Source organism: Brevibacillus schisleri (assembly GCF_055685845.1).
The window spans coordinates 5,448,323-5,467,749 of record NZ_JBVNDM010000001.1 but is presented as its reverse complement, the minus strand read 5'-3'; the positions used below and the strand labels follow the sequence as shown (position 1 = coordinate 5,467,749).

Below are 19,427 nucleotides of genomic sequence, written 5' to 3'. Positions count from 1 at the left end.
CTTCATTGGAAAAAATTAAGGATAGTCTACCTGCTTCGCACGTCCATATCCTCTCAACAATTCACTGACCGTGACGAATTTATACCCTCTATTTTTCAGTTCAGGCAGTATTTGCTCGAGGGCTTGTACGGTCTGTCTTCGATTGCCTCCGTAATCATGAAATAGCACGATGTCTCCATTCCGAGCATTGTTCAAAACCTTGTTGACGATTTTTTTTACACCGGGATCGCTCCAATCACGTGTATCTTGATGCCAGGACCACATGATCACGAGAAAACCGGCTTGCTTGGCTGTATCGACGACGGTCTCGTCATAGTATCCCCCCGGAGGACGAAAGAGGGTGGGACGAACCCCTGTTGCCGAATAAATCGTCTCCTGTGTTTTTTGCACCTCTTCTAACAGTCGTTTTGCTGACAGCTTTCGAATATCTGGATGACTGTAAGTGTGATTGGCAATCTCATGTTGATCATTCGCGAGAGATTTGACGATTTCCGGGTACTCGCTCACACGATTGCCTACGACAAAAAAGGTGGATTTCGCTTGATACTGCTTCAAAAGCGCTGCGATCTGAGGAGTGTATACCTGATCTGGACCATCGTCAAAGGTAAGGGCAATCACCTTGCTCTCTGTCGGCACTTCCCAAACGATATCTCCTCTTGTTTCGTAATACTCGCGATTTTTTCCCCGAATGGCATTGGCTGTCTCGCTGAAAGAAGGAGCAAGAATGACAGCGAGCAAAAGGGGGAAAAAGAGGATATGCTTTTTCATTCGTTCACCTCGTTGCAGAGACTTTCGTGCTAGGTGGCTGTACGTGATGATGTACTCATCGTTACTATGCGACAAATCTTGATGAATATTCCTGTGTGTCTTTGTGGAAAAGACACTTGTTCTTTTTGTGTGGATAAATTAAGCTAGTAAGAACATAAGACGTGAGAGTTGGGTGGAGGAATCAATCATGAAGGTGTCAAAATTTGGGGGAACTTCTCTGGCGAATGCTGAGCAAATAAAAAAAGTATGTCAAATTGTTATGGCGGATCGGGATAGACGATTGATTGTTGTATCGGCACCTGGGAAACGGAACAAGGAAGACACGAAGGTTACTGATTTGTTAATTGCCTATGCTGAGCAATCTTTGGCTGGGGAGTCTACAGAGGAAGCAAAACAAGCCATTTTCCTGCGCTATCGGGAGATTGTGGCCGATCTCGGTCTTTCTGCCGAGATCGGTCAAGCGATCGAAGCGGAGCTCGAGGAGGTTCTCGCAAACAAGGCGGGCTTGTCCGCAGATAGATTCATGGATACGGTCAAAGCTGCCGGAGAGGATACATGCGCCAAAGTTGTCGCTCGTTATTTGCAGAGCTTGGGTGAGGTGGCGACCTACATCAATCCAAAGGATGCAGGAATGCTGGTTACGGATGAAGCAAGCAATGCGCATATTCTCCCTGAAGCGTATGCCAAATTGGCGACATTGCGAGAGCGGGAGGGAATCGTCATTTTCCCTGGCTTCTTCGGTTATTCGCGCGCCGGTGATCTGGTTACTTTTTCACGAGGTGGCTCGGATATTACGGGCTCGATTTTGGCTGCGGCAGTTCAGGCAGAGGTCTACGAGAATTTTACCGATGTCGACTCGGTGTATGTGGTCAATCCAAACCTGATTGCCGATCCGAAAAAAGTGACAGAGATTACGTACCGAGAGATGAGGGAGCTGTCCTATTCCGGTTTTAGTGTGTTCCACGAGGAAGCGTTGATTCCCGCATATCAAGCAGATATACCTGTATGCATCAAGAATACGAACAATCCGTCTGCGCCTGGTACGATGATTGTGGCCGAGAGAGGAACTGCTACAAACAGAGTGTCGGGGATTGCAAGTGACGGCGGCTTTTGCAGCATTTACGTCAGTAAGTATTTGATGAACCGCGAAATTGGCTTTGGTCGCAAGCTGCTGCAAATTCTGGAGGAGGAAGGGCTTTCGTATGAGCACACGCCATCTGGAATTGATAACATTTCTGTCATTCTGCGCGAGCGCGATCTCACGGAAGAGAAGGAACAGCGGATAGTAGAGCGCATCCGCCGAGAGCTGTTCGCTGATGATGTAGCTGTTCAACATAGTCTGGCACTCGTCATGATTGTCGGGGAGGGCATGCGTCAATCTGTGGGGACAACTGCGCGAGCCACTACGGCGTTGGCTGCTGCGAAAATCAATTTGGAAATGATCAATCAGGGGTCATCGGAAGTAAGCATGATGTTCGGTGTAAAAGCCGAAGAGGCAGACCGTGCTGTGATTGCTTTGTATCAAGAGTTTTTTGGGGGAGAAGAACCAGTGGTTTCCTCATCGTCACAAGCCGCTTCTGTCAGTGTATAGTCACGTGCTTCAAATGACCCACTATTTCCATCCTGTACCCATTGATAGACATGCCATGCTGGCTGTGCGGATGCGAGTCCCACAATCCAATAGCTGAGCGTGGGATAATGCCAGCCTGCTATGTCGCGTGCAGAAGGGATTGGCAGTGTATGTGGGTGTGTATGCAAGACACCTAACCATTGAAGATTGTTCTTGCGGATGTGCTGCAAGGCTTGAAGAAATGTTGTCCCATCCCAAGCGAACACATGCTTGTCAGGTGAGTTGGGCATTGGTACACAGGTCATAATCGTTGCTCCATGACCTGCGAGCAAAGCAGAATACTCATAAGGAAACGCCTCTTGTGCTTCGGCCAGGAGGCGTTTCGCTACTTTTTTCGTCAGGAATATTTTGTTATTCTTAATCGCAAAGGGGTCGCCCAACCAAGCGGGATTTTTCATTCGGCTTTCGTCCTTCTTCTCTATTCGGCTATGATTTGGAGGTTAGCATTCGATGACTACGATACAAGTGGGAGTTTGCGGCTGGGGAGATCAGCACGAATTGTACGTACAAGGTGTGCGCAATCGAGACAAGCTGTCTGTATATGCCAGCCACTTTCCAATTGTAGAGGTGGATAGTTCTTTTTACGCTATTTTACCACAGCGAAATTACGAATCGTGGGTGAAGGATACACCTGAACGATTTGGCTTTATCGTCAAGCCTCATCAAGGGATGACGGGACATCAGCGAGGGGATGCTTCGGGAAGCAGACGGGAATTGTTTCGTCAGTTTGAGGAGAGTATTCAGCCTGTCGTGGAGGCAGGCAAGCTCAAAGCATTGCTGTTTCAGTTTCCGCCGTGGTTCGATTGTACCCGGGAGCATGTCCAGTATGTGACTGCTTGCCGCCAAGCCATGCAGACGTATCCGTTTGCGGTGGAGTTTCGCCATCAAAGCTGGTTTGAATCACGGTATTCGGAACGAACGCTTGATTTCTTGCGCAAGATCGAAGCGACTCATGTCGTATGTGACGAACCGCAAGTCGGAAAAGGCTCAGTCCCGATTGTTCCTGCCGTGACGAAGCCATCCTTGGCGTTGGTCCGCTTTCATGGGCGCAACAAAGCGGGCTGGCGAGATCCCGGAGAGGGACAAAATTGGCGAGACGTCCGTTATTTATATCGATACAGTGAGACAGAGCTTGCAGAGTGGGTTGAACACATCAGACTGCTCGAACAGGAAGCGGATGAAGTCTGCATTTTGTTCAACAATAACTCTGGAGGAGATGCAGCGGCGAATGCGAAGCAGTTTTCGGAGATGCTTGGCCTTGCACCTACTGGTCTGAATCCTCGTCAGATGGACCTGTTCTCCACGTAGCTAGAAAGAAGGGGAGTTCCATGCTTGCAGTAATTGCCATTTTGTTTGTCATCATCGGAGTCGTAGCTGGCGTCATTGGCAGTATCGCGGGTCTGGGTGGTGGGATTTTTTTCGTGCCTGCTCTGCTTTATTTTGCGAACTGGTACATACCTGGATCGATGAACCCGCAAGTAGCAGCAGCGACTTCGCTAATCGTAATTGCGGTAACCGCCCTTTCTTCTTCTCTTTCTTATCTCAAACAAAAAAAAGTGGATAAGCAGAGTGCCCTGCTCTTTTTTATCGGGAGTGCCCCAGGTGCTATTGTGGGCGTGTATCTTAATACATTACTAGCAGTGGAGGGCTTTTCGCTGCTGTTCGGCTTGTTTCAGCTCTGCATGTTTGTCGTATTGATGGTCAAAGACAAAATCAAGCCACGCAGCATTAAGTGGGAAGTCCAACGCCACTTCGTTGACAACGAAGGAAATGAATACGTGTACGGGTATAGCAAATGGTCCGTGATTACGATTGCCTTCTTTGTCGGGATTACCTCTTCGCTATTTGGCGTGGGTGGCGGCATCCTGATGGTTCCAGCCATGATGATTTTGTTTCGGTTCCCGCCACACATTGCTACGGCTACGTCCATGCTGGTCATCTTTTTATCAGCGGTGGTTGGGTCAATCACGAATATCTTCCACGACAACGTACACTGGCTGTATGCAGCGATGCTCGCACCAGGAGCATGGGCGGGCGGAAAGCTCGGAGCGGTTATTGCCAGTAAAATGAAGGGTCGTACCATCGTGCTGTTTTTGCGTGTTTTGATATTGGGAATTGCCATACAAATGATCGGAGAAGCGATTTTTGGATGATTTTTGGATAATGAGACGAGAGGGAGGGGAAAGTCGTGGCTGACACCTGTACCTTACATATTTTGCACACGAATGACTTGCACAGCCATTTTGATACGATGCCGCGAATTGCAACCTGCCTAAGCATGCACCGAGAAAAGTGGGAGGGCAAGGGAGAGCATGTGCTGACGGTCGATATTGGAGACCATATGGATCGAATGGATATCCGATCGGAAGCGAGCTTTGGGAAAACAAACGTCGAGGTCATGAACCGAAGCGAGATTCAATACGCGACGATTGGAAACAACGAAGGCATCACACTCCCTAAAGACAAGCTAAATAAACTGTACACAGATGCACGCTTCACCATCATTACAGGCAATCTGTTTGAACCGACAACCAATTCTGTCCCGTCTTGGGCTGTACCATACGCGATTCATACCGTAGGCGAGCTGCGGCTGGCGATCTTGGGAATGACGATTCCCTTTGGACCCTCTTATCAAAGTATGGGCTGGGAGATCAAGGAACCGATCCCGATTTTGCGTGAGCAGATTGCGGCGCTGCGCTCGGCAGTGGATGTTGTCATTTTGCTTTCGCATCTCGGCTATCAAACAGATTGTGTGCTGGCTAGTGAAGTCGATGGCCTGGATATCATTTTGGGCGGACATTCTCACCGGGCGCTGCCTCATGGAGAACGCATAGGAGGCACCTTGATCACACAAGCCGGGCGATTTGGCGAGTATGTCGGTCATGTGGAGCTCGTCTGGGACAGGACTCAAAATGGCATCAAAGACGTGCGCGCAGAGCTTTTTCACACAGAACAGTATCAGGTAGACGAATCATTGCGCCAGTTCATTGAGAGTGAAAAAGTATGGGCAGAAAGTCGTTTGATTCAGCCGATTGCGCAACTGGAGCAAGACCTGCATATAGGCTGGACGGAGGAGACCCCCTATGGTTCCTTCATCGCAGCGAGTATTCGCAAATGGACGGGTGCTGAGATCGGCATGGCAAATGGCGGGCTGTTGCTTGCAGATTTGGCTCGCGGCAGCTTGTCTTTTGCCGATTTGCTGCACAGTATGCCCCACCCGATCAATCCCTGTGCGGTCACGATTACAGGCGCACAGCTCACCACTGTTCTGGAGCAAGCCATTCAACCGGAAATGGTTCAGCGGGAACTGCGCGGGTACGGTTTTCGCGGCAAAATAGAAGGCTGGATGTGCGTGGACGGATTGCACATCCGCTACAGGGAGGATGACCAGCCGCAAATTATCCAGATTGAAGTCAACGGGCAACCGCTTGATCACGAGCGTCTGTATCGAGTCGGGACGATCGATATGTTTATGTACAATCGCATGTTTCCCGATTTGCTGCTCGGCAGTGAGCTTACGTTTTTCTTACCCGAGATGCTTCGTGAAGTGCTCGCCACCACGATAAAGGACCAGCAGATGCTTCAAAATGCGTTTCTTCCTCGTTGGGAAAAGATATCATCCGCGTCAAAAAACCAATCGTAGAGACTGTTTTTTCGGGAATGCTATCGGAAAACGGGAGGAGACGAGCGATGCGTTTCATTGATGAAGTATACGAGCTGTACAGAGGACATTTTAATGGCGATGAAGAGGACATTACAGCGGTTGTCGTCGGCATTCTCGCTGAGCAGTCTCGGGATGATTTGTTGGACTTGGTAGAGGAAATGGACGAAGAAGAGCTGTTTCACATGCTCGCAACGTATATGATTGAAGTCATGAAACGGAAAGTCGCGATGGAGGATGAGCACTTTCCGACAAGCATCGTGCATTAAAATTTGATCAGGGGGGCTTCCTCACTCAAACCTCACCTTTCTCTGCTAAATGTCATAGGATGGTAACGCTAACAGACAGGAGAGAAAGGGAGGAATCTTGATGGTCGAGGTAGTGCCAATCCACTTTCCAGAGGGGACGGCTATTGCTGTCACCGTTCGTTTGCCCAAGACGACGCTATTGGCTGTAACGACCGATCATGGCTACATCATGTGTGGGGCGCTGGATGTAGGGCTATTAAACGAAAGGCTAGCAGCGAGAGAAATTCTTGCCGGTCGTGCGGTGGGGGTCAAGACCATACAGGAATTGCTGGATGCACCGCTGGAGTCCGTGACGACGACGGCGGAGGAGAAGGGGATTACTGCTGGGATGATTGGGCGGGATGCTGTCGTGAAAATGTTGTAAAACAACAAATGGTTTGCCTATAAAACATTAAAAATGTAGGAAGCATTTTAACCAATTACCATGCTGTACAATCCGTCGTTCACTTAACGGAGAACGAGTTCAATAAACTAGCCGCAGTCTAGGACTTTATTTTTCCGGTCCAAGGCTGCGGCTGGTTTTATATTGAAGTCAGTCTAATACTATATTTCTGAAGCTTCAACCAATCCCTGCTTTTCCACCAGTGTTTGAAAACCGTTCCGTTCAATCCGCGTCTCTGAAGAGATAGTTAATGTCAAAGGTTTTTCAGTTTTCTCGCGCTTTGTTTACCAACGGGAATTTTGTTCTTCACAGATTCCGATCTTGCTTTGCACCGCAATCGTTTTTCCATCAGGTGTTGAGAGTGTCCCGTCATATCGGCCGATTATTTGATGCAGAGTGGTCCGCACCAATGCAAAATTTTTGTGCTCGGTTCGAGCAAAGAGCGGTGTAAAGGTGAGGCGTACGGCAGAAGATTCTTCACTCGCAAGCGTCCAAGGGAGCATCCGGTTGTCAGGATCGTAGGAAAAACGAATTTGTTCACTCAGCTTGTAGAGGACATCATCGATCATCAAGGCATTTTCCGTCATACCCGTTCCGTCCGTCCAGCCTTTGCCAAAGTTAAAGCCTGCGACACCTTCCGCGTGACGGAAAGAGCAGGTCGTCCAGTTCCAGCGAGTGTGATACGGCCAAACGCCACGCCCAAAATCCAGACTGGCAAAAGCATTCTGTCGATCGAGCAAATAGGTTTTCCCGTTATAGGCAATGGTGCCGTGCACAGGCCGGGCCGTTTGCTTCGATGTGAACTGAAAGCGCTCCGCACTCCACGGAATCACGACATTTAAGGACTCGGCTGGCGAATCAATCACGATGTCGAGCAAGAGAGGCTTATCACCGGGACAAATGGCAGTCGCTTGTACGCTCGTTCCGCTGACTTCTGGGTGAAAGGAAACGGAAAGCTTGCGACTCGAAAAATGGCAAGGCTCATCTACAGTGGCACCAAGCCGAATCCCTGCACCAAAAGGAACCGTAACGGCACTGTCCGCGGTCTCTGCTGTCGTTAGATCAATAAAATGGACAAAGACAATGCCCGCGTAATCCAAATTGACCATCGCAATCGACATCGCACATTCAGGCGCTGTGATAAACCAAAAATTCCATTTTTTCCGGCGAAGCCAATGCCCACTAAATTGGCAGTCATGCAACGGATAACGGGACCAGCCAACCGCTTCGGGAAGCAAGCGGCCATTCTGGTCACATAATGAAAGAGGTTGCGTTAATTCTTTTTCGATAAGCGGCATATGATCATCTCCCTTGACAAACAAGGATTCTTTCAGACAAACGCGTCCCAAGTGTCTTTTCTCGATAGACATGAAATGAAAATCTAGAAAAAAATTCATGTAGAATCAAGTCGAATCACGCTATAATAGGGATACCCTGAGGAAAGGCGAAGGAAAGGAAATGCGACTGAAATCCATTCAAAAATGCCAGCCGGGTGATAAACTGGCTCGTTCCATCTATACAGAGAATGGAACGATTCTCGTTGGGGCCGGAGTAGAACTAACCCAACGAATGATAGATCGACTCAAAACCAAAAACGTGAACAGTCTCTACATCCAAGACAAGCGCACCGATGATATCATCGTGGAGACAGTCATTTCCGAAAATACTCGCAGACAAGCAATGTCCATGATTCACGATACATTCCGAACTGTTCATCAAGTCCCGGACAAATGGCAACAGCTTTTTTCGGACAAGGGTTTGGGACGTAAGCTGCGTGATGTCATGCAAATCGTTGCGGATGAATTGAACAACAGTGATTCAGCCATAAATTTATTGGCAGATGCTTGCGCCTTCGACAATTACATATTCACGCACTCATTTAACGTTGCCTTGTATAGCACAGCTCTTGCCATCAATACCGGTTGTTCGGAAAAAGAAGTGTTGGAGATTAGTATTGGCGGTATGCTCCACGACATCGGAAAAGTGCATATCCCAGACAACATTTTGAAAAAGCCGGGCCGCCTGACGCAAGAAGAATTTGAAATTATGAAAAGACACACGGAGATCGGCTTTGAAATGCTACGTCGTCAAGACGACATCCCGTTGCTTGCAGCCCACTGTGCTTTTCAGCATCACGAGCGCTGGGATGGCTCAGGTTATCCACGGCACCTGAAAAAAGAAGAGATTCATCCGTTTGGTCGCTTGATGGCTGTGGCTGATGTATTCGATGCCCTGACGTCGCATCGGGTATACCGTCGCGGAATGCTTCCTCACGAAGCGATGGAGGTGCTCTACTCCGGTTCAGGCAAACTGTTTGACCAAGTCTATGTAGAGGCTTTGCGAAATACGATTGCACTCTACCCTGTTGGTCTGACCGTCACCCTGAACAATGGTCTGTCTGGTGTTGTTGTCGATTCGAACAAAGGAATGCCGAGCCGTCCGATCGTCAGAGTTCTGGTGGATGAGGAAGGTCGGGATATCGAGCATCCCTATGAGTGTGACTTGTCCAAAATGCTGACGCTCATGATCATCGCCTGTGGCGATTTGGTATAATCAGAGCCAGTCTTTCTTTTTAAAAATGATAAACATCGTCGTGCCGATAGCCGCCATACATCCCAGTACGATGTAGTAGCCGTAGGGTGAACGCAGCTCAGGCATCACATCAAAGTTCATCCCGTATATACCGGTCACAATCGTCAACGGCATAAAAATCGTTGTCAAGGCGGTAAAAACACGCATAATATCGTTGGCTCTGCCAGCAAGCGCCGCTTGATACGCTTCGCGCAAGTTCCCGATGAGCTCGCGAAAAGCTTCAAAGCTCTCTACAATTTTGCTGGCATCGTCTACAATATCGCCAAAGTACTTCCGCAGATAAGGTTGAATGAGCGGGAGTTCTTTTTTATGTAGGGCGTCAATCAAATCGCGCTGGGGAACGAGCATTTTACGGGCATACAGGATTTCACTGCGCAGCCCGATAATTTGATCCAGATGGGATTTTTTCGTGTGCATCAAAATTTGTTCTTCCAGATCTTCAAGCAGGTCTTCAATTTTTTCGGTCACATCAAAATAAAGATCGACAATTTGATCGACCAGGTAGTAGAGAAATGTATCGGGGCGATTGACTTCCTTTTCCCGGATGATCGAAAGCATGGTAGTGAATTCAGGGGCCTCCTGCTTCGTTACGGTGATGATGGTGCTGCTACCCAGAAAAATATTGATTTCACGCAAGAAGATATCATGATTGTGAAAGGTAATGCCATTGATGACCATAAAGTAATGATCCTCGTAGTTTTGCAGCTTGGGCCGCTGTTCTTCCTCGTCGATACAGTCCTCCACAGCCAGATGATGCAGTCCGAACAGCGGCTGTAAAATATCCAAATCGAATGGCGTGGCATGAATCCAGTAAAACCCGTTCACAGGTGGAGTAGCAGCCTCTTCGATGTCTTCTATCTCAGTGATGATTCCGTTTTGTACGAGTCTGATCTTCATGTTCGATTCTCCTGCAAGTGGATTCGGTTGCGGCGGGTAGACGGGGCCAGATTTGTGTGAGAATCAGTTCATAAGCAGAGCGAAGTGCCCGGCGGCTGGGCGGAGCCTTTGATATGCGCTCTTGCTTGGGAGTCGTCATGCAAGTTCGCCTCCTCGATGAAAGCCTTCATCCTATATGTATGAACGTCAACTCGTCCGCTTTCCCGCTGCGGCTAGTGCTGGTAATTCCTTTTGATTCGTACTCATGCGAACCTCCGCACGTTTTATTGCCATAGTGTTCCTCACTTTCTACATTCCCTCTCTCTTATTTTACCGTGTAGGACGGTATGACCAAAGCCATTTTTTGCATACTACAAATAAGCTGAGCAGATGAAAAGGTGGATGTATCGACATGTGGACAAGCATGAGGGCAGGTATGATTGGTTGTATCGTATGGATGTTGACAGGAGCTGGGTGGGGACAAGCTGCTCTTGCCTTGGAGGTGAGAGACGTACAGCCTCCTCCGACTGTGTTTGAGGAAATCCAGATTAAACGGCAGGATGTGACAGGCGATGGTAAGCCAGATCTTATAACGCTGCTAGGAAAGAGATTTGCAGCAGACAGTCCTTACTTCGAACACTTAAAAATCATGGTGCAAGACCCCGTTGCGAAAAAAACAACCTTTTTTACCACACCGTATGGCGCCTATCAGCCGGAGATGTTCTTTTGTGATTTTACCGGAGGGGGTGTGCAACAAATTTTGCTTCAGGCGCCGACTGGGGGCAGTGCAGGGACGTCTGAGTTTTATTTGTTCGCAGACAAGAACAATAAGCCGGCGATTCTGCCTGTTCCGCAACCCTTGACGATTTCGGGCTCCTATCAGGATCATTACAAAGTGAAGTTGACGATCAAGGAGACGGGGGAGACTGTCGTTCTCGATTTGTCTGACCGCAAAAAAATATATGAAGAAAATGGTGTCTACAAGAACGGGAAGCTGGTTTCTCCAGTAGAGGTATTGCCAAACACCTTCAGCGTACTCAAGCCCATCGATGAGAACCGCGATGGCATCTGTGAATTACAAGGGGAGCAGAGAGTCAGCGGTGTTGCCAACGCCGATACGATCGCGTATGTGGAGTCGTACTGGAAATGGGACAAGACAAGCTGGAAGCTGCAACGGGCAGTCGTGAGGAAAGCGGAAATGTAGGCGTTAGCAAGGCTCATTCAACCGTCCATTGTCAAGGTGGGCGGTTTACACCCGTTTGTAAAGAGGTATATAATGAAAAGATATTCCAGAGATATATGTACTCAGACAAAAGGAGTTCAGGCTATGAGCACATGTCCGTTTTCCACCTTTTTTGGATTAAAAGGGAAAGGAAAAAGTGAATCTTTTTTTCAGGGGGTGAAGGAAAAGGGGGAAGTTCAGATTGTAGGGAAAAGCACACTCGCGAAGCAACTAGCAATGATCAACCTGACCGAAGAAGAACTGAGTATTGTGAAAGCACTTCAACCACTTATCATTCAAAATATTGAGGCTATTATTGATTACTTTTATGCCAGTATTGAAAATGAACCGCTTTTAATGAAAATTGTAGACCAAAACAGCACGATTGAACGGTTGAAACTAACGTTGAAGCACCATATCTGCGAAATGTTTAGCGGACGCATCGACAGCGCCTACATTGAACAGCGCAGTAGAATCGCGGTTATTCATATGCGAATTGGCTTGGAACCAAAGTGGTACTTGAGTGCATTCCAAAATATGCTGGTCTCCTTGATTGATCTCTTGCAAAAAAACATCGCGGACAAGGACGAGTTCGTACAAGCCATCACGGCCGTCACGAAGATTCTCAGCATCGAACAGCAAATTGTGCTGGAGGAATATGAAAACGAGCATGAAAAGGCAAGGCGAGCGGATCAAGACAAAAAGGACGAGCTGCGAATCCTCCTGACTAATTCCGCACATGAGCTGGCAGCGGTATCAGAAGAAAACAGCGCGTCTGTGGTGCAATTGACAGAACAGTCGAGAGAAGTGCTTCGTTTTGCTGAAAATGGCACGGGCTTTTCCACGAAAGCACAAGATCTTTCCCGTGAAGGCAAAGAAAAGCTGGAAAAACAACAGGAACAAATGTGCTTGATTCAGAGCAGCGTCAAGCAAATCTCGGAAGAAATGAACGCGATGGAGAAAAACGCCGAAAAAATCCAAGGGATTGTGGAGGTCGTGACGGCGATTGCTGAGCAGACGAATCTCTTGGCTTTAAATGCAGCGATTGAAGCAGCACGGGCTGGCGAACAGGGACGCGGATTTGCTGTTGTAGCCGATGAGGTGCGCAAGTTGGCAGAACAGACGAAAAAGTCAGTATTTGGTGTGCGTGAGCTGATCGAAAAGACAAACCAACAGACAGTGGTTCTCTCGTCTGTCGTGGTAGAAATTCAAGCGCTGGTCCAATCGAGCACTGCGGTAGCAAACGAGACGAATGCCTTTTTTGAAGGAATCATGAGCGCTGTCTCAGACAGTAAAGAACAGAGCTCACGAATTCAGCGGGAGCTGGAAAACTTCTTCAAGGTCATGGAAGATATGAACCAAGCAGTGGCACAGGTCGCCAGCTCTGCGGATGAGCTATCGGAAATAACAGAAAACCTGTAGAAAAACAAAAATCAGGATTACGTTGTCGGTTCAAAGGGGCAATATTGGCGACAATTACGTAATGGAGGACTGTAAACGTTTATGGAAACAACCGGACTTTGTCCATTGTTGCGAATGGCATGAATTTCCCCGGGCTCAACAAAATAGTATTCACCCGTGCTGACATGAGTTGTTTGTGCTCGTAGAACTTCATTTTCATTATTCGTTTGGACATAAATCATATTCGTTAATGTACCTGAGACTACCAATTCCCATCCAAAAGAATCACCGTGATTATGCGGAATGGATTCCTGTTCCGTCGGCAGGTGGATCAAGACCACTTCTACATGTGGCGTGGAGAATAATACTTTGCGTCCATAGGGGAGGTTTAGCGGCTCCGGGATGTATGGACCGAGTTGTTCCATGCAAGGAGACAGGGATACGAGAGCGTGTCTAAGCTGGGCAGGAGTAGGCGAAACGAGGGAGCCAAATGCTTGTTCCAGACGTTCCAGATTCATAAATAACCTCCCAAACGAAAGTCATACTACCTACACCATATGATGAAATTTCAAGAGTAGTGATAGGCTGAGCTTGTTCAAAAGGAATTTCTTTACCAATATTATTGCATTGTAAATCAACAGGACTACTTGAGTTTAAGGCGCTTTTAGAGAAAAAGCGTCTTTTTTGTGCTATCGACAATTAGCTGACTCACCACATATGTCGATGTTTGTCGAAAAGGTTGGCTTGTTTCGACACAGGGAATTATTTATTATTATCACATTGTAAATGAAGAGTCGTTTGTTTGATCAGGGGACGCTTTAGAATAAAGAGCGCCTCTTTTCTTTTTGTATGGACTTGGATTTCATTGGGGGATTTGTAAATGGAGAGGAAGAAAGGGCTACTAGCTAAAGGCATGCTCATGATCATGTTCACAGTTGGAACATCGCAAGGGGCATATGCTCAAGGAAACGTCCCAGTTGTATCAAAGACTTCGTACGCATCCATCGTGGAAGCGGATATTCCGGGGGTAGTAGCGCGTGTTTCTGCGAGTGTAGTAGCGATAGTTGGGAAACCGGAGGGGAATGAGAGCGGTAGAGATAACCGTTTTAATCTCGCTCATGGGACGGGTGTCATTGTAAAAGCGGACGGCTGGATATTGACGAACGCCCATGTCGTAAAGGATATGCGCAATCTCACAGTCATTACGGTAGACGGCAAGCAATACGGTGGAACCGTTACGAATATGGATGAAGAGAGCGACTTGGCTCTGGTGAAGATTCAGGCAACGGGCTTGCAGCCGGCAAAATTCGCATCTAATTACGCGATCCGTGTAGGAGAGCCAGTGATCGCGATTGGGACACCGATCTCTGTTTCGTTACGCAATTCAGCCACGCTGGGTATTATCAGCGGGGCAAATCGGTCGGTCAGCTCGACATATCGCTTGATCCAGACAGATGCTTCCATCAATCCGGGAAATAGTGGGGGACCACTCGTCAACGTAAAGGGCGAGGTCGTCGGGATTAATTCGATGAAATTCGTTTCAGTAGGAATCGATAATCTCAGCTTTGCGATCCCCGCAGATACAGCGCAATACGTCATGAACCACTTTTTTACATATGGCAAAGTAAATCGTCCTTACTGGGGTGCAGAATTGGAGGAGAGCTGGGCAGCTGTGGTCGGACTTCCGACGAAAGAGCCGTTGCGCATTACACGCATTGAGCCGGGCTCACCGGCGGCAAAGGCAGGCTTTCAATTGGGGGACGTCATTTATTCCATCAACCAAGCTCCGTTCAGTACATTGGTTGAATTCAATGAGCTGCTAAAAAAATACTTGCCAGGACAAACCGTAGAGCTCATGGTGCAGTCTGGTGGCGATATGGTTAAACGTAAAGTGCAATTTACCAAGCATCCGTAGAGGAAAAGGAAATGGGGAGAGCGTCATGGCTAAGAAGAATTGGAAGTTCCTTTGTGCAGCAACAATGCTGGCTGTCTCATTGACAACAAGTCAGGTAGCTTGGGCAGCAAATACACAAGCAGAGCAAAACGTAGAGGTAAAGCTTAAATTAAACGCGAGTAATGCGAAGGTAAACGGTGTTGATGTCACAGTCGAGGAGCCGTATCTCTCGCAAGGAACGACGATGGTTCCACTCAGTCTGTTAACCTCCGCATTTGGAGTTGCGCTTCAGTATGACAACGAGACGAAATTGATCGAGCTCATCTACAAGACAAAGAGTGTGAAGCTTGCGCCAGGCAGCAAGGAAGTGTGGATCAATGGCAAGGCCGTGACCTTGACCGCATCGCCCGAGACGAAAAACGGCAAAACAATGGTGCCGCTCACGGTACTTACCCAAGGCTTGGGGCTTACGATTGTGATCGATGCCAAGACAAAAGACGTAAGTATCATGGGGACAAAGCAAGGAGATGCCCCCAAGGCGGACAGCTCCCTCGATAGCGATGTGGGCAAAACAAAGATTGGTGATAGCTATTATGGCTGGTCGATGAAGTACCCTACTGGCATGATTCAGGCGCATCAGAGCTTCCAAGGGAATTACGTCCTGTTCAAAGACGCCAAGGAAGCAACCTATTGGCTCGATATTAGCATTGAGACGAACCAACCGGAGAACCTTTCAGGCAACGGATTATTAACCCGCTTGGCTGACATGACGGAAAATTCTATCCTGTCAAAAGAATATATAGCCAATGACAAACAGCCGTATGCACGTCTGATCACGAAATCTTCTGAGGGTAATATGAATGAAGAACGAGCCTATCAAAAAGGGAGCAACATCTATTACGTTACGCTCACGCTAGAGAACGAGGTCGACTTCCACAATCCTGCGAAATACAGTGTCTACAAAAGCTTGTTAGATAGCTTCACCCTAGACTTTCCGACCGGTGAAAAGTCAGTGAAGGACTTGTCCACAGTGGAAGGAAACTACCGTTGGTACAAGGACGATGACTTTGCCTTAAAAGTAAAAGTACCAGCGGAGTGGACTCCGAACTACGGTGATGACATGCTCTTCTCTAATGATGCAGGTACAGAGTGGATGAAGATCAAGATTACCTCCAAGGAGCAAGGTCTTACGCTGGACGAGTGGGTCAAAGACCATGAAAAGCGCAATCGGGAAGATATGAACGAAAACTATATCAAGGTCAGTCCAGAAGTAGGATCTACCTCGATTGCAGGCGAGGCCGCAAAGGAACAGGAATACAGCTTCTTGGATGGAACGACCTGGTATACGCATCAATATCTATTTTTCACGAAAGGCAAGTACAAGTATTTGATTACGATCGCGTATATGAAGGATGAGCCTACGGAGGAAATAACCGACCTCACGCGTACGATCAAGCAGTCTTTATCCATCGATCCCTCGAAAATGAATCCGTTACTTGGGCAAATCGCGGATGATGATCAAATCGACAAGAATAAGACGGTCATCATCAAAGACAAGAATGCTACGTATTCACTGGAGATTCCAGAGTATTGGCAGGAAACAGGGGGAGAGAACGGAGGACGGTATTATGCATTTTTGGGTGGAGATTTTACTTTCCAGGCAATCCCCGGTAAATTGAGCACCGTAAAGGATCTCATCCTCAAAAACATTGAGGAGAGCAAAGCAATCGAATTTACACTCAAAGAAAATAAAGCGACGACGCTGGCAGGTAAGCCTGCTCACAAGCTGCATGTCCAAGGAAACGAAGCGGGTGTACGCTTCGAACGCACCCTCTACTTTATCGAAAAAGGAAACAGTACGTATTTACTGTATTGGTCGCTGTTGGATTCAGCTAAAACAAAGGCCGCAGAAGAGCGTCTGCAAAAAGTAGCGAATTCTCTTACGTTTACAAAATGATAAAGGAAGTAAGGCTGAACGGCTGTCGGGATGGCAGCCGTTTTTTTGTCGACAACTAGCCTATATACCACCTATCATGGAAGTGCGGCAGCAAATGCCGTACAGGACGATTTGGGGAAGCGCCCCCGTCAGAATGTTCCGGACAAATGAGCTTCTTATTTCAATTTTGAGGAGGCATGCGCATGTCAACTGCCATAATCAGTGAACGCACCCACTAGAGGGGGGCGTTGATCCAAACCACCTGTCAGGATCGGGAGGTTTGGATGCAGATGAATCACAAATGGTATTTGTATGTCAATGCGTTGTCGTCCTTGGGATCACGGATGAATTTGATCGCGTTTAGCGCGTTGATTTTTACATTTGAACATAGTGCTTATTGGATGACCGCTTTTTTGTGGCAAGACAACTAGGGGGGATGCTGTTTAGTCCCTTGGCAGGCATATTGGCCGATCGAATGGACAGAAGGCGTACCATGATCGCAAGCGACATGGGGGCAGGTCTTGCTATTGTGGCCATCGCTTTTTATCCGACACCGTATGTATTAATTGCAGCGGCTTTTCTCAATGGCATGCTGTATACGCTGTTTCATATTAGCTTTCAGGCATCCATGCCGCAAATTTTTGGGAGTGAGCAACTGGTTCAGGTCAATGGATGGAAGGTTCGGCTGGAATCATTGGTCGGCATTATTGGCTTCATGCTGGGTGGATGGCTGACAGATCATTATGGCTATACGATTGTGATCGTTTTGGATGCCGCCAGCTTTCTTTTCTCTGCATGGATTCTGACGAGACTTCGGTGGGAGGTGAAGGAGGACAATGCGCGAGCTGCGTCAAAAGCATCGAGCGGCTTTCGTGTCACCCTTCGCTACTTGCGGGAAACACCCGTGCTTCTGACGATTAGCCTGTTAGCTTTTCTCGTATCACTCAGTACGTCTGCGTATAATTACGGGTTGCCTTTTTTGGCGGATCAATTGCGTGGTAGTGATGCTACCCTGCACGGATTGATGTGGACGGCGATGAGCGTCGGAGGCTTGATTGGCTCCTATGTGGCAGCGCGTTTGCGGGTAAAGCTGGTGAATGGGATGTTCGTCGCTTATGCTGTTTGTTCCGCGGGGATTGTAGGGGCATTCGCGGCAAACCATGCTGTGTTTGTGCTTTTTCTCTTGGTTTTCGCGGGTCTTTTTTCCGGGGCAGCACAGGTTTATGAGAGCACACTTTTGCAGCAAGCCCAAAACGAGCTGCGCGGCAAGGTGATGGGGGTGCAGGGGCTCTTGAGTCGAAGCGGGTTCTTCGCTGGTTTTCTCATGGCTCCATTCTTGGCGGGTTCCTTCACTTTATTTGGGATGCTGGTATTTGCCCAATTGATGTTTGTCGCAGGGCTGATCGGATTTGGCTTGTATCTTGCTTTTTCCCCCAAAAAATAGAAATCCGGCCTCTCGATACACGTAGTCTTTTTTCCACCCTCTAACCATAGGATGTACCAGTTGGGAGGTGTCGGGATTGGCCGTATTTCGACCCCGTCGGCGTTGGAGAAACCCGCTTTCACGTACGAGAGCGTTTTTGATCGCGTTGGTTATCTTTTTTGTTTTGACGATACAGACCCTTGTGTTTTTGCAAAATCGATTGGAGCCCACTCTCGTGATCCTGGCGACGCAAAAAGCCGAGCAATTGGCGAAAGAGGCGATAACAGATGCCGTAACCAAGCGGATTTCGCAGCAAGGCGTCGACTTCAATCAGATTGTCAAAATCGAGAAAAACAACAAGGGGCAGATTCAGGCGTATCAGTTCAACTTCAAGGAATATGCAAGAATCGTGGGCGAAACAACAGCGAGAGTCCAGAATAAGCTCCAAGAGTTCGAGCAAGAAAAAGTAGACCGCACGATCCCGCTTGGTTTGGCTACAGGAAACTCCTTTTTGGCATCGATGGGGCCGAATTTGCCAGTGACTTTCGTGCCCATTGGTTCGGTCAAGACCAAGCTGGAGACAGAGCTGAAGGAAGCAGGTATCAACATGGTGCTGGCGACGGTTTATATTTTCGTGGAGGTCGATTTGCGCATCGTCATCCCTTTTGCGACTGAGGAGCAGACGGTCACGACGAAAATCCCGATCACCCATTCCTTGATCATTGGCGATGTGCCGACGTATTTGTATAACAACTCGGAAGGCAAGCCGGATGTACCGCGAATCCCTGGTGATACACCGAACAGCACTCCGTAATCGCTGAATAGGAAAAAGCGGCAGCGCGTTGCTGTCGCTTTTTTCATAAGGCTTTAGGAAAGAAGGAATAGCCTAAGCATGGACTTGAAAAAACTACGCTACTTTATTGCAGTAGCAGAAGAACTTCATTTCAATCGCGCTGCGAGTAAACTGTTTGCAGTCTGCGAAGGGAAGCGTGGCAAGCTTCCATGATGTGTTTGCGGGAGAGACCCCAATCGTTTTTTCCTGTACCGGTCGGATGGAAAACCTTCGTGCACAACTCAATACCTTCACGACGAATCCCCATTAAAGACTCACCCAAAATCGATTCTGCTTTCGTCTCCGAATACACATCAGCAGTATCAAACGTGGTGATTCCAGCGTCTAATGCAGCATGTACGCAGGCTTTTGCAGTGGTGTCATCTATTTGAGCACCGTGAGTAATCCAGTTCCCCCTTCCAAAATTAAACAGATTATAACAAGTATAATATTTAGGCCACTCCGTATTCATAGACCAAGGTTTGTTAATTATTCACATTTT

19 protein-coding genes and 1 pseudogene are annotated in these 19,427 nt (G+C 47.9%); 14 read left to right on the top strand and 6 right to left on the bottom strand.

Going from position 1 to position 19,427, the window contains the following annotated elements; translation table 11 throughout:
• Positions 1-15 precede the first annotated feature (15 nt).
• Entirely contained in the window at positions 16-768 is a 753-nt protein-coding gene (locus ACUUHJ_RS26005; protein ID WP_289674457.1) for a polysaccharide deacetylase family protein, read from the bottom strand.
• A 187-nt stretch (positions 769-955) separates the two neighbouring features.
• Between ACUUHJ_RS26005 and ACUUHJ_RS26000 the strand changes: the two genes are divergently transcribed.
• On the top strand, positions 956-2,359 hold the full coding sequence (locus tag ACUUHJ_RS26000; protein WP_472300380.1) for an aspartate kinase: 1,404 nt from the start codon (positions 956-958) through the stop codon (positions 2,357-2,359).
• Here ACUUHJ_RS26000 and ACUUHJ_RS25995 read toward each other — a convergent pair.
• A complete protein-coding gene (locus ACUUHJ_RS25995) occupies positions 2,290-2,796 on the bottom strand; it encodes a M67 family metallopeptidase (RefSeq protein WP_472300379.1) in 507 nt (168 codons plus the stop codon). The genes ACUUHJ_RS26000 and ACUUHJ_RS25995 overlap by 70 nt on opposite strands.
• Before the next feature lie 52 nt (positions 2,797-2,848).
• On the opposite strand from ACUUHJ_RS25995, the gene ACUUHJ_RS25990 reads away from it, so the two are divergent.
• The 5 genes from ACUUHJ_RS25990 (at position 2,849) to ACUUHJ_RS25970 (ending at position 6,731) form a co-directional block, all read left to right on the top strand.
• Positions 2,849-3,706, top strand: coding sequence for a DUF72 domain-containing protein (locus tag ACUUHJ_RS25990; RefSeq protein ID WP_289674454.1), 858 nt, complete (start codon positions 2,849-2,851; stop codon positions 3,704-3,706).
• A 20-nt stretch (positions 3,707-3,726) separates the two neighbouring features.
• The gene (locus ACUUHJ_RS25985; RefSeq protein WP_472300378.1) at positions 3,727-4,551 is read left to right on the top strand and encodes a sulfite exporter TauE/SafE family protein; all 825 of its coding nucleotides are present in this window, start codon (positions 3,727-3,729) and stop codon (positions 4,549-4,551) included.
• A 35-nt stretch (positions 4,552-4,586) separates the two neighbouring features.
• Positions 4,587-6,041 (top strand): bifunctional metallophosphatase/5'-nucleotidase, encoded by a 1,455-nt coding sequence (locus tag ACUUHJ_RS25980; RefSeq protein WP_472300376.1) that lies wholly within the window; start codon positions 4,587-4,589, stop codon positions 6,039-6,041.
• Positions 6,042-6,088: 47 nt separating this feature from the next.
• On the top strand, positions 6,089-6,328 hold the full coding sequence (locus ACUUHJ_RS25975) for a DUF6154 family protein (RefSeq protein ID WP_016739663.1): 240 nt from the start codon (positions 6,089-6,091) through the stop codon (positions 6,326-6,328).
• Positions 6,329-6,428: 100 nt separating this feature from the next.
• Positions 6,429-6,731: a YunC family protein gene (locus tag ACUUHJ_RS25970; RefSeq protein WP_007715663.1), complete on the top strand. Its 303-nt coding sequence runs from the start codon at positions 6,429-6,431 to the stop codon at positions 6,729-6,731.
• 302 nt (positions 6,732-7,033) lie between these two features.
• Here the strand turns inward: ACUUHJ_RS25970 and ACUUHJ_RS25965 are convergent, their stop codons facing one another.
• Positions 7,034-8,047, bottom strand: coding sequence for a DUF2804 domain-containing protein (locus ACUUHJ_RS25965; protein ID WP_472300374.1), 1,014 nt, complete (start codon positions 8,045-8,047; stop codon positions 7,034-7,036).
• A 160-nt stretch (positions 8,048-8,207) separates the two neighbouring features.
• Here ACUUHJ_RS25965 and ACUUHJ_RS25960 point away from each other — a divergent pair, with 160 nt between their 5' ends.
• Positions 8,208-9,302, top strand: a complete 1,095-nt coding sequence (locus ACUUHJ_RS25960) for an HD-GYP domain-containing protein (RefSeq protein ID WP_289674450.1) — start codon at positions 8,208-8,210, stop codon at positions 9,300-9,302.
• Here ACUUHJ_RS25960 and corA read toward each other — a convergent pair whose 3' ends face one another.
• Complete coding sequence (corA, locus tag ACUUHJ_RS25955; RefSeq protein WP_234125509.1) at positions 9,303-10,238, bottom strand: magnesium/cobalt transporter CorA; 936 nt, start codon at positions 10,236-10,238, stop codon at positions 9,303-9,305.
• 391 nt (positions 10,239-10,629) lie between these two features.
• On the opposite strand from corA, the gene ACUUHJ_RS25950 reads away from it, so the two are divergent.
• The gene (locus tag ACUUHJ_RS25950) at positions 10,630-11,421 is read left to right on the top strand and encodes a hypothetical protein (protein ID WP_289674449.1); all 792 of its coding nucleotides are present in this window, start codon (positions 10,630-10,632) and stop codon (positions 11,419-11,421) included.
• 123 nt (positions 11,422-11,544) lie between these two features.
• Entirely contained in the window at positions 11,545-12,861 is a 1,317-nt protein-coding gene (locus ACUUHJ_RS25945; RefSeq protein WP_289674448.1) for a globin-coupled sensor protein, read from the top strand.
• Between the two features lie 17 nt (positions 12,862-12,878).
• Here the strand turns inward: ACUUHJ_RS25945 and ACUUHJ_RS25940 are convergent, their stop codons facing one another.
• Entirely contained in the window at positions 12,879-13,358 is a 480-nt protein-coding gene (locus ACUUHJ_RS25940; protein WP_015893064.1) for a cysteine dioxygenase, read from the bottom strand.
• 362 nt (positions 13,359-13,720) lie between these two features.
• Between ACUUHJ_RS25940 and ACUUHJ_RS25935 the strand changes: the two genes are divergently transcribed.
• From ACUUHJ_RS25935 to yunB, 5 genes are all read left to right on the top strand, one after another.
• A complete protein-coding gene (locus ACUUHJ_RS25935) occupies positions 13,721-14,755 on the top strand; it encodes a S1C family serine protease (RefSeq protein ID WP_472300371.1) in 1,035 nt (344 codons plus the stop codon).
• A gap of 25 nt (positions 14,756-14,780) precedes the next feature.
• The gene (locus tag ACUUHJ_RS25930; RefSeq protein WP_472300369.1) at positions 14,781-16,691 is read left to right on the top strand and encodes a stalk domain-containing protein; all 1,911 of its coding nucleotides are present in this window, start codon (positions 14,781-14,783) and stop codon (positions 16,689-16,691) included.
• Positions 16,692-16,960: 269 nt separating this feature from the next.
• A complete protein-coding gene (locus ACUUHJ_RS25925) occupies positions 16,961-17,101 on the top strand; it encodes a hypothetical protein (RefSeq protein ID WP_472300367.1) in 141 nt (46 codons plus the stop codon).
• Positions 17,086-18,114 (top strand): MFS transporter, encoded by a 1,029-nt coding sequence (locus ACUUHJ_RS25920; RefSeq protein WP_472300365.1) that lies wholly within the window; start codon positions 17,086-17,088, stop codon positions 18,112-18,114. Before ACUUHJ_RS25925 ends, ACUUHJ_RS25920 begins: the two co-directional genes overlap by 16 nt.
• 67 nt (positions 18,115-18,181) lie before the next feature.
• Positions 18,182-18,907, top strand: coding sequence for a sporulation protein YunB (gene yunB / locus ACUUHJ_RS25915; protein WP_289674443.1), 726 nt, complete (start codon positions 18,182-18,184; stop codon positions 18,905-18,907).
• Between the two features lie 145 nt (positions 18,908-19,052).
• Here yunB and ACUUHJ_RS25910 read toward each other — a convergent pair.
• Positions 19,053-19,397: pseudogene (locus ACUUHJ_RS25910) on the bottom strand (aldo/keto reductase); the annotation flags it as partial.
• Positions 19,398-19,427 lie beyond the last annotated feature (30 nt).

What these genes read in the sequence shown, in the direction of transcription:
- ACUUHJ_RS25950 (WP_289674449.1), top strand. Translation starts at nt 10,630, where the DNA reads ATGTGGACAAGCATGAGGGCAGGTATGATTGGTTGTATCGTATGGATG.
- ACUUHJ_RS25990 (WP_289674454.1), top strand. Translation starts at nt 2,849, where the DNA reads ATGACTACGATACAAGTGGGAGTTTGCGGCTGGGGAGATCAGCACGAA.
- ACUUHJ_RS26005 (WP_289674457.1), bottom strand. Translation starts at nt 768, where the DNA reads ATGAAAAAGCATATCCTCTTTTTCCCCCTTTTGCTCGCTGTCATTCTT.
- ACUUHJ_RS25945 (WP_289674448.1), top strand. Translation starts at nt 11,545, where the DNA reads ATGAGCACATGTCCGTTTTCCACCTTTTTTGGATTAAAAGGGAAAGGA.
- ACUUHJ_RS25995 (WP_472300379.1), bottom strand. Translation starts at nt 2,796, where the DNA reads ATGAAAAATCCCGCTTGGTTGGGCGACCCCTTTGCGATTAAGAATAAC.
- ACUUHJ_RS25965 (WP_472300374.1), bottom strand. Translation starts at nt 8,047, where the DNA reads ATGCCGCTTATCGAAAAAGAATTAACGCAACCTCTTTCATTATGTGAC.
- ACUUHJ_RS25960 (WP_289674450.1), top strand. Translation starts at nt 8,208, where the DNA reads ATGCGACTGAAATCCATTCAAAAATGCCAGCCGGGTGATAAACTGGCT.
- ACUUHJ_RS25940 (WP_015893064.1), bottom strand. Translation starts at nt 13,358, where the DNA reads ATGAATCTGGAACGTCTGGAACAAGCATTTGGCTCCCTCGTTTCGCCT.
- ACUUHJ_RS25925 (WP_472300367.1), top strand. Translation starts at nt 16,961, where the DNA reads ATGAATCACAAATGGTATTTGTATGTCAATGCGTTGTCGTCCTTGGGA.
- ACUUHJ_RS25975 (WP_016739663.1), top strand. Translation starts at nt 6,089, where the DNA reads ATGCGTTTCATTGATGAAGTATACGAGCTGTACAGAGGACATTTTAAT.
- ACUUHJ_RS25935 (WP_472300371.1), top strand. Translation starts at nt 13,721, where the DNA reads ATGGAGAGGAAGAAAGGGCTACTAGCTAAAGGCATGCTCATGATCATG.
- ACUUHJ_RS26000 (WP_472300380.1), top strand. Translation starts at nt 956, where the DNA reads ATGAAGGTGTCAAAATTTGGGGGAACTTCTCTGGCGAATGCTGAGCAA.
- ACUUHJ_RS25930 (WP_472300369.1), top strand. Translation starts at nt 14,781, where the DNA reads ATGGCTAAGAAGAATTGGAAGTTCCTTTGTGCAGCAACAATGCTGGCT.
- ACUUHJ_RS25970 (WP_007715663.1), top strand. Translation starts at nt 6,429, where the DNA reads ATGGTCGAGGTAGTGCCAATCCACTTTCCAGAGGGGACGGCTATTGCT.
- corA (WP_234125509.1), bottom strand. Translation starts at nt 10,238, where the DNA reads ATGAAGATCAGACTCGTACAAAACGGAATCATCACTGAGATAGAAGAC.
- ACUUHJ_RS25985 (WP_472300378.1), top strand. Translation starts at nt 3,727, where the DNA reads ATGCTTGCAGTAATTGCCATTTTGTTTGTCATCATCGGAGTCGTAGCT.